Source organism: Streptomyces sp. NPDC030798, from assembly GCF_055572275.1.
This window is the reverse complement of record NZ_JBVIDR010000007.1, coordinates 1-13,180: the sequence shown is the minus strand read 5'-3', so window position 1 is coordinate 13,180 and position 13,180 is coordinate 1. Positions and strand designations below refer to the sequence as shown.

The following is a 13,180-nucleotide window of genomic DNA, read 5'->3' as shown; positions in this document are numbered from 1 at the left end:
CCTGCTTGACACTACGTTGCGTGACGATCCGACCAATTCGGGCATTGAGTATGCCCCTTGCACCTTCAGGACAGTCGCTTCAGAAGTACCGCAGAGGCCACGGGTCGGGCGCCGGCCCTGGCGACCCCGTCGGCCACCTCGCGGTCGGTCGACGCGACGATGACCGGACGGCCCGGCGGCTCCGCGCGCACCAGCTGGCGGATCAGCTCGTCGGCCGTGACCCCGGGCTTGGAGAACAGCACCCGCACCCCGCGCGGCGGCGCGAGCAGCACCGGCGCGGCCAGTTCGGCGCCGTCGAAGACGCACGTCACCTCGGCGCCGGTCTGCGCGGCGAGCGCCGAGAGCTGACCGAGCAGCCGCAGGCGCTGCTTCTCCAGCGGCATCTGCGGATAGCCGGTCTTGGTCACGTTGTAGCCGTCGACGACCAGATGCGCCTGCGGCAGCGCCAGCAACTGGTCGAGGATGGCCGGATCGTTCTCGGACAGGGCGCGGGCCGCGATGTCCTTCGGGGTCATTCGTCCTGGTTCGACCGCGTCCACGGTCTCGGCGGGGCGCACCGACACCGGAGGCAGGGCCAGTTCGCGCCGCAGCCCCTGGGTGGCGTCCAGCAGGGTGTCGAGCAGCAGCCGCACCCGCATGTCCTCGACGCTGCGGCCCTCGCGGGCGGCCCGTCGGGTGGCCTCCAGCGCGGCCTCGGCCTCACCCAGGCGGGCCTTGAGCCGCCGGGACTCGCTCTCGGCGGCCGACACCTGCGCCTGTCTCTCGGCGCGTACGGCCTCGGCCTCGGCCTGCGCCTTGCGCAGCGCGGCCTCCCCGCGCTTGACGTCACTGAGGGCGGAGCGCAGCTTGCGGTGCAGCGACTCCGCCTCCTTCTTCACCGACTCCAGCTCGGCGCGCAGCCGTTCGGTCTCGGTACGGGTCTGCTCGCGGGCCTGGGCCAGCTCCTCGCGCAGCCGCTCCAGTTCGGCACGGCTCTCCTCGTCGGCCCGCTCGGCGTCCGCCCGCTGGGCCTCCTCGCCGGCCGCGGTGACGAGCTTCACCCAGCCCGCCGGGCGCAGTACGTAGGCCGCGGCCGCCACGTCGAGCGGGTCCGCGGCCGGGGGCGGGGAGCCGGAGTCGAGGGCGCCGGAGAGCTCCGGCTGCGCCTCTCTGAACCGGTCCCCGATCCGCTGCCGGAACAGCGGATCGGTCTCCAGCGCGGCCGCCATCGCGTTCCCGGCGAACTTGGCGCGCCGGTTCGGGGCGAACCGGGCGTACTGCCTCAGCTGCGCGGGCAGTTCGGGCACCGTCAGGCCGCCGAAGCCGTCCGAGACGATCTGTACGACGCGCCGGCGCACGCCGTCGGGCAGCGGACGGTCAAGCACCTCGGCGGTGCCGTCGCCCGGCCCCCCGCCTGTGGTCTCCACCATCCGTCACACCCCAATACCTGTACGGGCCCGCTCCGCTCAGGAGCCGGCGCCCGGCCTGTCCACGAGTTCCACCTGATCCACCGCGTTGCACCAGCGGCAGCGGACCGACTCGATGGTCTCACTGACCACCTCGCGCTCCTCCACGCTCGGCTCACCGGCCAGGTCGAGGTGGACGTACTCGACGACCTTCGACGAGCGGGTCACATCGAAACGGGTGAGGTTGCCGCAGAGGGTGCAGCGCCATCGCGTCGTGGCGGTCGGCAGGGGAACCGTCATCGTGCCTGTTCGCTTCCTTCTCGCATCGGTCCGCGCCGCAACCCGGCGCGTCTGGCTCGTAACCCTACGGCCTGCGGGCTCTTCGCCGCCCGTGTGTCCACGGCGGCGAGGCGGTCTGTCAGCTTGCATCCCGTTACGTCATGCTCTGTAGTCATGATCAGTACGTGGAGCACGGCGGCCGGAAGGGCACTCAGGGCGGTGCGGGGCGGCCCGGCACCGGTGACGTACGGCCTCATCGCCCTGTGCTCCCTGATCTTCGTCCTGGGTCCGGCCTCGGGGCTCACCCCGGCGTACGGCTCCGGCGACGGGCTGCTCGCGGCACAGCGCGCGTACTTCCGGCGCTGGGGGGTGGTGCCGGCCGAGCTGTTCGAGGGGTCCGCCCGGCAGGCGCTCACCCCGGCCACGGCCCTGTTCGTGCACGGCAGCTGGGTGCATCTGCTCGGCAACATGCTCTTCCTCTTCGTCTTCGGGGTGATGACCGAGGAACGGATGGGCCGGGTGGAGTTCACCCTCTTCTACGTCGGCTGCGGATACCTGGCCCTGCTGGGCTACGCGGCCGCCAACGCCGCCTCCGAGCAGTCGCTGGTCGGCGCCTCCGGGGCGATCTCGGCGGTCCTCGGAGCGTTCCTGTACCTGTTCCCGCGCGCCCGTGTCACCAGTCTCCTCCCCTTCCTGTTCTTCCTGCCGCTGCGGTTCCCGGCGTGGGTCGTGCTGCCGTTCTGGGCAGGGCTGCAGTGGATGGCGGCCGGGCGCTCCGGCCAGGGGCCGGGGGTGGCCTACCTGGCGCACCTGGTGGGGTTCGGACTGGGGTTCTGCTACGCGTGGGCGCGATTCCGTACGACTAGAGTGAAAGCCGCCCCAGCTCCGGCCACCGAGGGAGAGAAGCAGCCGTGATCACCGCGATCGTTCTGATCAAGACCAGCGTGGACCGGATCCCGGAGATCGCGGAGCAGATCGCTTCGCTGGATTCGGTGAGCGAGGTGTTCTCCGTCACCGGTACGTACGACCTGATCGCGATGGTGCGGGTGCGGGAGCACGAGGACCTCGCCGAGGTGATTCCGGGGCGGATCAGCAAGATCCCCGGGGTGGAGGGCACGGACACGCACGTGGCGTTCCGGACGTACTCGCAGCACGATCTCGAGGCTGCGTTCTCCATCGGGCTGGATTCCTGACCGCCTGAGCGCCCGACGGCCCAAGCGTCTGCGGGGCGCGGTTCGCCCGCGGGTGCCCCGCGCCCCTCGGGGTCGGTCAGCCCACCGCCGGGACGCAGCGGCCGTTCTCCGTGTGGTACGTCCACTTCGCGCCGTGGGCGATCAGGTGCTTGGTCGCGTTGATGAACCGGTCCACGTGTTCGTCGGGGGTGCCCGCGCCGAAGCTGAGGCGGATGGCGTTCAGGGACTTCTCGCCGGGGGCCGCCTCGGGGGCGCCGCAGGTGCCCTGGGTCTGGGGGTCGGTGCCGAGGAGGGTGCGGACCAGGGGGTGGGCGCAGAAGAGGCCGTCGCGGACGCCGATGCCGTACTCGGCGGAGAGGGCGGCGGCGAAGTGGGAGCTGTTCCAGCCCTCGACCACGAAGGAGATCACGCCGACCCGGGGGGCGTCGTCGCCGAAGAGGGACAGCACCTTCACCTGCGGGACCTCGGCCAGGCCCGCGCGCACCTTGGTGATCAGGTACTGCTCACGGGCGACCAGGGCGTCCCAGCCGGCCTCGGTGAGCGCCTTGCAGGCCGAGGCGATCGAGTAGGCGCCGATCACGTTCGGGGAGCCGGCCTCGTGCCGGGCGGCGCTCTCGTGCCACTCCACGGCCACCGACCCGTCCTCGCGCCGGGTGACCTTGCGGCTGGCGCCGCCGCCCGCCAGGTACGGCTCGGCCGCGACCAGCCAGTCGGCGCGGCCGGCCAGCACACCGGAGCCGAACGGGGCGTACAGCTTGTGGCCGGAGAAGGCGATCCAGTCGACGTCCAGCTCCCGCACCGACACCGGGTGGTGCGGGGCGAGCTGGGCGGCGTCCAGGACGATCCGGGCGCCGTGGGCGTGCGCGGCGGCGGCCAGTTCACGCACCGGCCACAGCTCGCCGGTAACGTTGGAGGCGCCGGTGACGCAGACCAGGGCCGGGCCGTGACCCCCCTCGATCGACACGGCGCGGTCGGCGAGAGCGCGCTCCAGGGTCTCGACGGCCTGCTGCGGGGTGCGCGGCGCGTCGAGGCAGGTGACGCGGTCCTCCGGCCAGGGCAGCAGGGAGGCGTGGTGCTCGGTCTCGAAGACGAAGACGCGGCAGTCGGCGGGCAGGGCGCGGGCGAGCAGGTTCAGGGAGTCCGTGGTGGACCGGGTGAAGACGAGCTGGTCGTCCTCGCGGCAGTCCAGGAACCGCGCGACCGTCTTCCGGGCGTTCTCGAACAGGTCGGTGGAGAGCTGGGAGAGGTAGCCGGCGCCGCGGTGGACGCTGCCGTAGTAGGGCGCGTAGGCGGCCACGTCGTCCCAGACGCGCTGCAGGGCGGGGGCGCTGGCCGCGTAGTCGAGGGCCGCGTAGGTGACTTCGCCGCCGGTGACGAGCGGGACGGTGACATCAGCGCCCAGAACGGGCAGCGGGGCACAAATGGTCCGGGTGGCGGCAGCGGTGGGGACAGACATGGCGAACTCCTGTGAGAGGCACGGTGAATCGCCGCGCGAGCGGGTACGGCTCGAGCACGGAGAAAGAAGAAAGGGGTGTGCGGAGGCGGGGCTCTACGCCCTATCGCATTCGCTTGCTCACAGAAGGCTCCCTCAACGACCAGGACCCCTGGTGTGCGAGGGGTCCGCGCTTGCCGTAGACCTCGCTGCCTACGACCTGGTCCTCACCCGGGGCACCCCGCCACGGACGGAGGGTTGCCGGACAGCCGGCCGGGGCCGAATGGCTGTCACTCATGACCTGGACAGGAACGTACGTGAAGTGATCGCGGTCCCGCAACTCGTGTCCGGATCGCGGGACCGCACCCGCGCCGTCAGGCGTTGCTGGCGGCCACCCAGCGCTCGAGCGCCCGCTTGGCCGCGCCCGAGTCGATCGACTCCGCCGCCTTGTCCATGCCGGCCCGGAGCTGCTCGGCCAGCGTCCCGGGGCCCGGGTCGAGGGCGACGAGCGCCGCGGCCGAGTTCAGCAGTACGGCGTCCCGGACCGGGCCGGTCTCGCCGTCCAGGAGCCTGCGGGCGACCTCCGCGTTGTGCGACGGGTCGCCGCCGCGCAGGGCCTCGACGGGCACCAGCTCGATACCGACGTCGCGCGGGTCGAAGGTCTCCTCCGTGACCTTGCCGCCCCGGACGACCCACACGCGGGACGTGGCGGTGGTGGTCAGTTCGTCGAGGCCGTCGTCACCGCGGAAGACCAGGGCGGAGTTGCCGCGTTCGGCGAAGACACCGGCGACGACCGGCGCCATGCGCGGATCCGCCACCCCGACCGCCTGGGCCCGCACCTGGGCGGGATTGGTCAGCGGGCCGAGGACGTTGAAGACCGTGCGGATGCCCAACTGGCCGCGAGCGGCGCCTGCATGGCGCAGCGCCGGGTGGAACTTGATGGCGAAGCAGAAGGTGATCCCGGCCTCCTGTGCCACCTCGGCCACCCGGGCCGGGGTCAGCTCCAGGTTGACGCCCAGCTTCTCCAGAACGTCCGAGGCTCCGGACGCCGAGGACGCGGCCCGGTTGCCGTGCTTGACGACCGTGGCGCCCGTGCCGGCGACGACGATCGCCGACATGGTGGAGATGTTGACGGTCTTGGCACCGTCGCCGCCGGTACCGACGACGTCCACCGTCCGCCCGGGCACCTCGATCACGTTGGCGTGCGCGTACATCGCGCGCACGAGACCGTTGATCTCCTCGACGGTCTCGCCCTTGGCCCTGAGGGCCACCACGAAGCCGGCGATCTGGGCGTCGGTGGCCTCGCCGCGCATGATCCGGTCCATCGCCCAGGCCGTGGCATCCGCGCTCTGGTCGCGGCCGTACAGCAGGGCGTTCAGTACCTCGGGCCAGGAACGGCCCGCCGCGGTGTCGCCTCCAGCGGGGGTCACAGCGCTCATCAGCCGCTCCTGGTGTCGTAGAAAAACGGTCCGATGCCACCCTATCCAGCCCCGGGCACGGCGAAGGGCCCCGTCCGCAAGCCGGACGGGGCCCCTCTGTGTGGCGTGGCGACGCGGGGATCAGTGGTGGCCGTGGCCGCTCGTGATCTCCTTGTACTCATCGACGGTCGGCTTCGGGATCTGGTTGTCCTCGCCGTAGTAGGCGTTGCTGAGCTTGACGCGCAGCTTCTCGGACGACTTCACCTTCCGCTCGACGCCGTTCTCGTCGACCGTCGGGCCGATCTCGGCCGGCTGGTACTGCTCGTGCGCGGTGAGCGTGTGCAGCTGCTCCTGGCTGAGCGGCTCGTGCACCTCGATGAACTCACCGTGCGGCAGCCGCTTGATGATGCCGGTCTCGCGGCCGTGCAGCACCTTCTCGCGGTCGCGGCGCTGCAGGCCCAGGCAGATCCGCTTGGTGACGAAGAACGCGATGACCGGTCCGACGAAGACGAAGATCCGGACGAACCAGGTGACGGCGTTGATCGACAGGTGGAAGTGCGTGGCCCACAGGTCGTTGCCACCGCCCACCAGCAGGATCAGGTAGACCGTCATCCAGGCGACACCGAGACCGGTGCGGGTCGGAGCGTTGCGCGGGCGGTCCAGGATGTGGTGCTCGCGCTTGTCGCCCGTGACCCAGGACTCGATGAACGGGTACACCGCGATGGCCGCCAGGACCAACGGGAAGATCACCAGCGGGATGAACACGCCCAGCACGAGCGTGTGGCCCCAGAAGTTGATCTCCCAGCCCGGCATGAAGCGGATCAGACCCTCGGAGAAGCCCATGTACCAGTCGGGCTGGGCGCCGGTGGACACCTGGTCCGGACGGTAGGGGCCCATGGCCCAGATCGGGTTGATCTGGGTGACCGCCGAGATGGCCGCGATGACACCGAAGACCAGGAAGAAGAAGCCTCCGGCCTTGGCCATGTACACCGGCAGCAGCGGCATGCCGACGACGTTCTTCTCGCTCTTTCCGGGACCCGCGAACTGCGTGTGCTTGTGGTAGAAGACCAGGATCAGGTGGCCCACCATCAGGCCGAGCATGATGCCCGGCAGCAGCAGGATGTGGATCGAGTAGAACCGGGCCACGAAGTCGTGGCCGGGGAACTCGCCGCCGAAGAGGAAGAACGACAGGTACGTGCCGACGATCGGCACGGACAGGATCGCGCCCTCCATGAAGCGGACACCGGTGCCGGAGAGCAGGTCGTCCGGGAGCGAGTAACCGGTGAAGCCGGTGAACATGCCGAGGACGAACAGCAGGAAGCCGAACAGCCAGTTGACCTCACGCGGCTTGCGGAAGGCGCCGGTGAAGAACACGCGCATCATGTGCACGAACATGCCCGCGAGGAAGATCAGCGCGGCCCAGTGGTGGATCTGCCGGATGAGCAGACCACCGCGCACGTCGAAGGAGATGTGCAGGGTCGAGCTGAAGGCCTCGGACATCAGCTGTCCCTGGAGCGGGACGTAGCTGCCGTGGTACTCCACCTCGTTCATCGACGGGTGGAAGAACAGCGTCAGATAGACACCCGTCAGGATGATGATGATGAAGCTGTACATGCACACTTCGCCCAACATGAACGACCAGTGGTCGGGGAAGATCTTGCGCATGTTCGACTTGGCCAGGGAGTAGATCCCGAGCCGTCCGTCGGCCCAGTCGGCGACGCGCTCGCCGGCCGGTGCCTTCCCGCGCGAGCGGGGCTGGTCGTTGGGTGCAGTACTCATCCGCGCTCCCAGAATGCAGGACCGACGGGCTCCTCGAAGTCGCCGAGCGCCTGGAGGTAACCCTCGTCGTTCACGCCGATGCGCAGCTGCGGCAGGGCGTGACCGGCGGGGCCGAAGATCACTCGGGCACCGTCGGAGAGGTCGAAGGTGGACTGGTGGCACGGGCACAGCACGTGGTGCGTCTGCTGCTCGTACAGCGAGATCGGGCAGCCGACGTGGGTGCAGATCTTCGAGAAGGCCACGATGCCCTCGTGCGACCAGTCGAGCTCGCGCTTGTCCTTGATGTTGCCCGGCTGCAGCCGGACGATCATCAGGGCCGCCTTGGCGATCTCGGTCTGGAACTCCTCGCTGGTCTCCTCCAGGCCCTCGGGCTTGGCGAAGGTGAGCGAGCCGACCATGACGTCCTCGGGGCGCAGCGGCTGGTTGGTGTTCATGTTGACCAGCAGCTTGCCCTTGGCCCACAGCGTGTGGCGGAGCTTGCTGTGGGGCAGCGGGCCGAGGTCGCGCAGCAGCATGACGCCGGAGAGCGGCACCAGGGTGAGCGCGCCGAGCATGGTGTTGCGGATCAGCTTGCGCCGGCCGATGCCCGACTCCTTGGCGCCCTGGCGGAAGTCCGCGTGGACCTTCGCCCGGACCTCGGGGGGAGCCTCGATCGGGTGCCGCTCGTCGGCGACCTCGACGTCGGACATCAGGGTGCGGGCCCAGTGGACCGCACCCGCGCCGATGCAGAACAGCGCCACACCGAGGGTCAGACCCAGGGCGAAGTTCAGGGCGCTGACGTGACCGATCGGGAAGACGAAGATCGAGTTGTCGCGCGGGATGGTCACGTACGAGGCGATGAAGCCGAGAGTGGCCAGCATCGACACCGTGAACAGCAGGGCGACCGCGCGCTCGGACCGCTTGGCGGCCCGCTCGTCGATGTCCTGGATGCGGTGCTCGTGGGGCGGCAGCCCCGGGTCGGCGAACGGGTTCTGCTCGTCCGCGACGCCGACGGCACCGTGCGCGTGGTCCTGCTCTGCCGGCAGGTTCTCTTCTGGAATGTCTTGGCTACTCATGACTTCTTGGCCTTTGCGGTCCGAGCGGCGACCCAGACGGCGACCGCGATCAGCGCGCCGAGGCCGAAGATCCAGGCGAACAGACCCTCAGTGACCGGTCCGAGGCCGCCCAGCTCCAGACCACCGGGGTTGACCGTCTTGTCGCTGTCGACCGCGTTCAGGTAGGCGATGATGTCCTTCTTGTTCTTCTCCGTCAGCGTGGTGTCGGGGAAGGACGGCATGTTCTGCGGGCCGGTCTGCATGGCCTCGTAGATGTGCTTGGGGTCGACGTTCTCCAGGCTGGGGGCGAACTTGCCCTTGGTGAGGGCACCACCCTTGCCGGTGAAGTTGTGGCACTGCGCGCAGTTGGTGCGGAACAGCTCGCCGCCCTTGGCGATGTCCGCGCCCTCAGGGCCGTACTGCTGCGACGTCGGCACGCTCGGGCCGGCGCCCAGCGAGGCGATGTACGCGGCGAGCTTGTCGATCTGGTCCTGCGTGTAGACGGGCTTCTTGCGCGGGACCTGGGCGCCCTGGGAGGTGGCGGCCGGCATGCGGCCGGTACCGACCTGGAAGTCCACGGCCGCGGCACCGACACCGACCAGGCTCGGCCCGTCGGAGGAGCCCTGGCCACCGGTGCCGTGGCAGCTGGCGCAGCCGACCTCGTAGAGCTTCTTGCCCTCCTGGATCGTCAGGGACTGGGAGGTTTCATCGGCCGCCTTGCTCGTGGGCGCGAACGCGGCGTACAGCCACCCAGTGCCCGCCAGCGCGAGGAGTAGGACGACGACCGCCGCCAGCGGATGGCGTCGTCGTGCGGAGAGCTTTTTCACGGATTACCCCGGTGTCAGGATCTTCTGCGTCGATGCTTCTGGAGGTGCGGGAGCGGTCCCGGCTACTTGATCAGGTAGATCGTGGCGAAAAGGCCGATCCAGACGACATCGACGAAGTGCCAGTAGTAGGACACGACGATGGCCGCGGTCGCCTGCTCGTGGGTGAACCTCTTCGCCGCGTAGGTGCGGCCGAGGACGAACAGGAAGGCGATGAGGCCGCCCGTCACGTGCAGGCCGTGGAAGCCGGTGGTCAGGTAGAACACCGAGCCGTACGGGTCGGAGGACAGGGAGATCCCGTCCTTCTTCACCAGCTCCGTGTACTCGTAGATCTGACCGCCGATGAAGATCGCACCCATGATGAAGGTGAGGATGAACCAGCCGCGGAGCTTCTTCACGTCCCCGCGCTCGGCGGCGAACACGCCGAGCTGGCAGGTGAGCGAGGAGAGCACCAGGACCGTGGTGTTCGTCGCGGAGAAGGGCACATTGAGCGCGTGCGCCATCTCCTTCCAGTGCGCCGGTCCGGTCACCGACCGGAGGGTGAAGTACATCGCGAAGAGGGCCGCGAAGAACATCAGCTCGGAACTCAGCCAGATGATGGTTCCGACGCTGGTGAGGTTCGGCCGGTTGACCGACGGGTGCGCGTGCCCGGTTTCTACTGTCGTTGCTGTCGCCACGCCGACATTATGTCGGTCGCTTATCCCGCCCTCACTCCGGGGGGTGCCGTTCGGAGTGTTGGACCCCGTCGAACCGGTGTTGACGTGGGGTTCAGGGGAGTAACATCCGGCGCGACGGCCCCGGCCGTCCTGTCCGTACGACGCTGACGTCTCGGAGGAACAATGCAGCCGACCGCCACGGTGCTGGTCTACAGCGACGACTCCAACACCCGGGAGCAGGTACGGCTCGCCGCCGGGCGTCGGCCGGCCCCGGACGTGCCCCTGGTGGAGTTCCTGGAGTGCGCGACCCCGGAGGCGGTGCTGCGGGAGCTGGACAAGGGCGGGATCGACGTCTGCGTGCTGGACGGCGAGGCCGTGCCGATGGGCGGCATGGGGATGTGCCGGCAGATCAAGGACGAGGTGTTCGACTGTCCGCCGGTGCTGGTGCTGATGGGGCGGCCGCAGGACGCGTGGCTGGCGACGTGGAGCCGGGCCGACGCGGCGGTGACCCTGCCGGTGGAGCCGGTGGAGTTCGCCTCTGCCCTCGCTTCGCTGCTGCGGCGGAAGAAGCTGTTGAGCGCATGAGAGCCCGGGGGGCGCGGACCGGCTCGGCCCGCGCCCCTCTGGGCCGGTCACAGCGCCGTCGGTCTCAGGCGGGCCGCGTCCTGGGGGGACTGGGCCGGGGTGCCTGTCGAGAGGGCCGTGCCGGTGCGCCACTTGGGCCAGTCGAGGTTCCAGTCGCCGAAGCCGTTGCCGAACGGTTCCATCGGGTCGCCGTTGGAGTTGATGACCTTGACGATGTCGCCGGGGTGCACGTGGTCGAAGAACCACTCGGCGTTGGACGTGCTCATGCCGGTGCAGCCGTGGCTGACGTTGGCATAGCCCTGGGAGCCGACGGACCAGGGTGCGGCGTGGACGTACTCGCCGGACCAGGTGACGCGGGTGGCGTAGTAGACCGGCAGGTCGTACGAGTCGGAGCTGCCCTCGGCGATGCCGACGGTGGTGCTGCGCATGCGTACGAAGTACTGCTTCTCCAGGACGACCTTGACGCCGTTGCGCGTCTCGTAGCCGGGCTTGCCCGTGGTCACGGGGATCTGGTTGATCTGCCGGCCGTTCTGGTAGAAGGTCAGCTGGTGTGAGGCGGCGTCCGTGACGGCCTCGATCCGGTCACCGATGGTCAGCTTCACGGCCTTGGACTTCGCGCCCCAGAGACGGTCGCCGATCCGGACGCCGTCCAGGTCGCTGCGCACCTGGACGGTGGCGTGCGCGGGCCAGTACTCGCGGGGCCGGTAGTGCAGCTCCTTGTCGCTCACCCAGTACCAGGAGCCCTGCACGGCAGGTACCGAGTCCACCCTGAGGGCACGCTCCACGACGGCGCGCTGCGCCCGGTCCTTGACCGGCTGGTCGAGTTGCGCGGTGATCGGCTGTCCGACGCCGTAGGTGCCCGTGTTGGGCCCGAGCGTGACCTTCAGCCGCTTCTTGCTCGTGGGCTTGCTGGTGTCGAACGTGAGGATCTTGCGGCCGGGTGCGCCGTCGCCGTCCTCGGTGCTGACGCGGACCGTGTAGTGGGCGTTGGCGGCCAGTGGGGAGGTGCTGTGCCAGCGGCTGCCGTCGGCGGCCAGTTCACCCGTCACATAGCGTCCTGTGGCGTCCTGGGCGGTGACGTCGGTGATGCGCCCGTCGTCCTTGAGGGTGACCTCCAGGGGCTTGTCCGGGTCGACCCGCTTCCCCGCGTCGGTGGGGCCGCTGAAGGAGATCTGGTCCGCTGCGTCGTACGGCTGGGCCGACAGGGGGTTGCCGTCCGCACCGCAGGCGGCCATGCCCGCGCCGAGGACGGTCACCAGCAGGGTGCAGCTGACGACGGTGCGGGTCCGCGGAGTGTGATTCATACGATCACGCTATGAGGTGGAGAGCTTACCGGCACGGCACGTAACTCGTACGAGTGATGGACACCGTGGCAACGGCAGGAGCCCGGACTCTCCTGGCGGAGGGTCCGGGCTCCCGGGTGGTGTTACGGCACGTCCGTGCTACTGGGTGCGGTTCTCACCGTGGTAGTACTCGAACACCCAGCCGAACAGGCCGATCAGGATGATCGGTGCGGAGAAGTACAGCAGCCACCAGCCGACCGCGACACCGAGGAAGGCGAGCGCGCCACCGATGCCGAGGGCGAGCGGCTGCCAGCTGTGCGGGCTGAAGAAGCCCAGCTCGCCCGCGTCGTCCGCGACGTCGGCCTCCTTGTCGTCCTGGGCACCCGCGTCGACCCGCCGGGCGGTGAAGCCCAGATAGAAGCCGACCATGATGGCCAGGCCGAAGGCCAGGAAGAGCGCCGTGGTACCGGCCGGCTCCTTCGACCACACGCCGTACACGGCGGCCATGATCAGGAAGAAGAAGCTCAGCCAGATGAACAACCGGCCCTGGATCTTCACTTGCCGGCCTCCTTGCTGCCCGCGATGGCGCTGCCGTGACCGGCGTGCTCGAGCTGCTCGAGCGCGGCGATCTCAGGGTGGTGCAGGTCGAACGCCGGGGATTCGCTGCGGATCCGCGGCAGGGTGAGGAAGTTGTGCCGCGGCGGCGGGCAGGAAGTCGCCCACTCGAGCGAACGGCCGTAGCCCCACGGGTCGTCGACGCCGACCGGCTTGCCGTACTTGGCCGTCTTCCAGACGTTGTAGAGGAACGGCAGGATCGACAGGCCGAGCAGGAAGGAGCTGATCGTCGAGATGGTGTTCAGGGCGGTGAAGCCGTCGGCCGCCAGGTAGTCGGCGTACCGGCGCGGCATGCCCTCGACGCCCAGCCAGTGCTGGATCAGGAAGGTGCCGTGGAAGCCGACGAACAGCGTCCAGAAGGTGATCTTGCCCAGGCGCTCGTCCAGCATCTTGCCCGTCATCTTCGGCCACCAGAAGTGGAAGCCGGAGAACATGGCGAAGACGACCGTACCGAAGACCACGTAGTGGAAGTGGGCCACCACGAAGTACGAGTCGGAGACGTGGAAGTCCATCGGGGGCGAGGCCAGGATGACACCGGTCAGACCACCGAACGTGAAGGTGATCAGGAAGCCGACGGCCCAGAGCATCGGGGTCTCGAAACTCAGCGAGCCCTTCCACATGGTGCCGATCCAGTTGAAGAACTTCACGCCGGTGGGTACGGCGATGAGGAACGTCATGAAGGAGAAGAACGGCAGCA

14 protein-coding genes and 1 riboswitch are annotated in these 13,180 nt (G+C 69.3%); of the genes, 3 read left to right on the top strand and 11 right to left on the bottom strand.

What is annotated here, in order from left to right; genetic code table 11:
• Nucleotides 1-65 precede the first annotated feature (65 nt).
• Both ACZ404_RS17345 and ACZ404_RS17340 read right to left on the bottom strand, forming a co-directional pair.
• On the bottom strand, nucleotides 66-1,409 hold the full coding sequence (locus ACZ404_RS17345) for an NYN domain-containing protein (protein ID WP_468440651.1): 1,344 nt from the start codon (nucleotides 1,407-1,409) through the stop codon (nucleotides 66-68).
• Between the two features lie 36 nt (nucleotides 1,410-1,445).
• Nucleotides 1,446-1,685: a hypothetical protein gene (locus ACZ404_RS17340; RefSeq protein ID WP_352348351.1), complete on the bottom strand. Its 240-nt coding sequence runs from the start codon at nucleotides 1,683-1,685 to the stop codon at nucleotides 1,446-1,448.
• Nucleotides 1,686-1,838: 153 nt separating this feature from the next.
• Between ACZ404_RS17340 and ACZ404_RS17335 the strand changes: the two genes are divergently transcribed.
• Together ACZ404_RS17335 and ACZ404_RS17330 are read left to right on the top strand one after the other, a co-directional pair.
• Complete coding sequence (locus ACZ404_RS17335; RefSeq protein WP_468440649.1) at nucleotides 1,839-2,579, top strand: rhomboid family intramembrane serine protease; 741 nt, start codon at nucleotides 1,839-1,841, stop codon at nucleotides 2,577-2,579.
• A complete protein-coding gene (locus tag ACZ404_RS17330; RefSeq protein WP_468440647.1) occupies nucleotides 2,576-2,857 on the top strand; it encodes an Lrp/AsnC family transcriptional regulator in 282 nt (93 codons plus the stop codon). Before ACZ404_RS17335 ends, ACZ404_RS17330 begins: the two co-directional genes overlap by 4 nt.
• Before the next feature lie 76 nt (nucleotides 2,858-2,933).
• Here the strand turns inward: ACZ404_RS17330 and ACZ404_RS17325 are convergent, their stop codons facing one another.
• The 6 genes from ACZ404_RS17325 to ctaE all read right to left on the bottom strand — a co-directional run bounded on the left by ACZ404_RS17325 (nucleotide 2,934) and on the right by ctaE (nucleotide 10,021).
• The gene (locus ACZ404_RS17325) at nucleotides 2,934-4,313 is read right to left on the bottom strand and encodes an aminotransferase class V-fold PLP-dependent enzyme (protein WP_468440645.1); all 1,380 of its coding nucleotides are present in this window, start codon (nucleotides 4,311-4,313) and stop codon (nucleotides 2,934-2,936) included.
• Between the two features lie 161 nt (nucleotides 4,314-4,474).
• Nucleotides 4,475-4,591: riboswitch (SAM riboswitch) on the bottom strand.
• 72 nt (nucleotides 4,592-4,663) lie between these two features.
• Nucleotides 4,664-5,728 carry an anthranilate phosphoribosyltransferase gene (gene trpD / locus ACZ404_RS17320; RefSeq protein ID WP_468440643.1) on the bottom strand — a complete coding sequence of 355 codons (1,065 nt, stop codon included), beginning with the start codon at nucleotides 5,726-5,728 and terminating at the stop codon, nucleotides 4,664-4,666.
• A gap of 120 nt (nucleotides 5,729-5,848) precedes the next feature.
• Nucleotides 5,849-7,486 carry a cytochrome bc1 complex cytochrome b subunit gene (gene qcrB, locus ACZ404_RS17315; RefSeq protein ID WP_468440641.1) on the bottom strand — a complete coding sequence of 546 codons (1,638 nt, stop codon included), beginning with the start codon at nucleotides 7,484-7,486 and terminating at the stop codon, nucleotides 5,849-5,851.
• Nucleotides 7,483-8,541 (bottom strand): cytochrome bc1 complex Rieske iron-sulfur subunit, encoded by a 1,059-nt coding sequence (gene qcrA, locus ACZ404_RS17310; RefSeq protein WP_468440639.1) that lies wholly within the window; start codon nucleotides 8,539-8,541, stop codon nucleotides 7,483-7,485. The genes qcrB and qcrA overlap by 4 nt, the downstream gene beginning before the upstream one ends.
• On the bottom strand, nucleotides 8,538-9,347 hold the full coding sequence (qcrC, locus tag ACZ404_RS17305; protein WP_468440637.1) for a cytochrome bc1 complex diheme cytochrome c subunit: 810 nt from the start codon (nucleotides 9,345-9,347) through the stop codon (nucleotides 8,538-8,540). The genes qcrA and qcrC overlap by 4 nt, the downstream gene beginning before the upstream one ends.
• Nucleotides 9,348-9,409: 62 nt before the next feature.
• Nucleotides 9,410-10,021, bottom strand: a complete 612-nt coding sequence (gene ctaE / locus ACZ404_RS17300; RefSeq protein ID WP_468440634.1) for an aa3-type cytochrome oxidase subunit III — start codon at nucleotides 10,019-10,021, stop codon at nucleotides 9,410-9,412.
• Nucleotides 10,022-10,183: 162 nt separating this feature from the next.
• Here ctaE and ACZ404_RS17295 point away from each other — a divergent pair, with 162 nt between their 5' ends.
• Nucleotides 10,184-10,585, top strand: coding sequence for a response regulator (locus ACZ404_RS17295; RefSeq protein WP_468440632.1), 402 nt, complete (start codon nucleotides 10,184-10,186; stop codon nucleotides 10,583-10,585).
• A gap of 47 nt (nucleotides 10,586-10,632) precedes the next feature.
• On the opposite strand, the gene ACZ404_RS17290 is transcribed toward ACZ404_RS17295, so the two are convergent.
• The 3 genes from ACZ404_RS17290 to ACZ404_RS17280 all read right to left on the bottom strand — a co-directional run.
• Entirely contained in the window at nucleotides 10,633-11,889 is a 1,257-nt protein-coding gene (locus ACZ404_RS17290; RefSeq protein WP_468440630.1) for a L,D-transpeptidase, read from the bottom strand.
• A 138-nt stretch (nucleotides 11,890-12,027) separates the two neighbouring features.
• On the bottom strand, nucleotides 12,028-12,426 hold the full coding sequence (locus ACZ404_RS17285; protein ID WP_468440628.1) for a cytochrome c oxidase subunit 4: 399 nt from the start codon (nucleotides 12,424-12,426) through the stop codon (nucleotides 12,028-12,030).
• The coding region (locus tag ACZ404_RS17280; RefSeq protein WP_468440626.1) for a cytochrome c oxidase subunit I at nucleotides 12,423-13,180 on the bottom strand (758 nt) is incomplete at its 5' end. The genes ACZ404_RS17280 and ACZ404_RS17285, both read right to left, overlap by 4 nt.

What these genes read in the sequence shown, in the direction of transcription:
- ACZ404_RS17290 (WP_468440630.1), bottom strand. Translation starts at nt 11,889, where the DNA reads ATGAATCACACTCCGCGGACCCGCACCGTCGTCAGCTGCACCCTGCTG.
- qcrA (WP_468440639.1), bottom strand. Translation starts at nt 8,541, where the DNA reads ATGAGTAGCCAAGACATTCCAGAAGAGAACCTGCCGGCAGAGCAGGAC.
- ACZ404_RS17295 (WP_468440632.1), top strand. Translation starts at nt 10,184, where the DNA reads ATGCAGCCGACCGCCACGGTGCTGGTCTACAGCGACGACTCCAACACC.
- trpD (WP_468440643.1), bottom strand. Translation starts at nt 5,728, where the DNA reads ATGAGCGCTGTGACCCCCGCTGGAGGCGACACCGCGGCGGGCCGTTCC.
- ACZ404_RS17345 (WP_468440651.1), bottom strand. Translation starts at nt 1,409, where the DNA reads ATGGTGGAGACCACAGGCGGGGGGCCGGGCGACGGCACCGCCGAGGTG.
- ACZ404_RS17335 (WP_468440649.1), top strand. Translation starts at nt 1,839, where the DNA reads ATGATCAGTACGTGGAGCACGGCGGCCGGAAGGGCACTCAGGGCGGTG.
- qcrB (WP_468440641.1), bottom strand. Translation starts at nt 7,486, where the DNA reads ATGAGTACTGCACCCAACGACCAGCCCCGCTCGCGCGGGAAGGCACCG.
- ACZ404_RS17340 (WP_352348351.1), bottom strand. Translation starts at nt 1,685, where the DNA reads ATGACGGTTCCCCTGCCGACCGCCACGACGCGATGGCGCTGCACCCTC.
- ACZ404_RS17325 (WP_468440645.1), bottom strand. Translation starts at nt 4,313, where the DNA reads ATGTCTGTCCCCACCGCTGCCGCCACCCGGACCATTTGTGCCCCGCTG.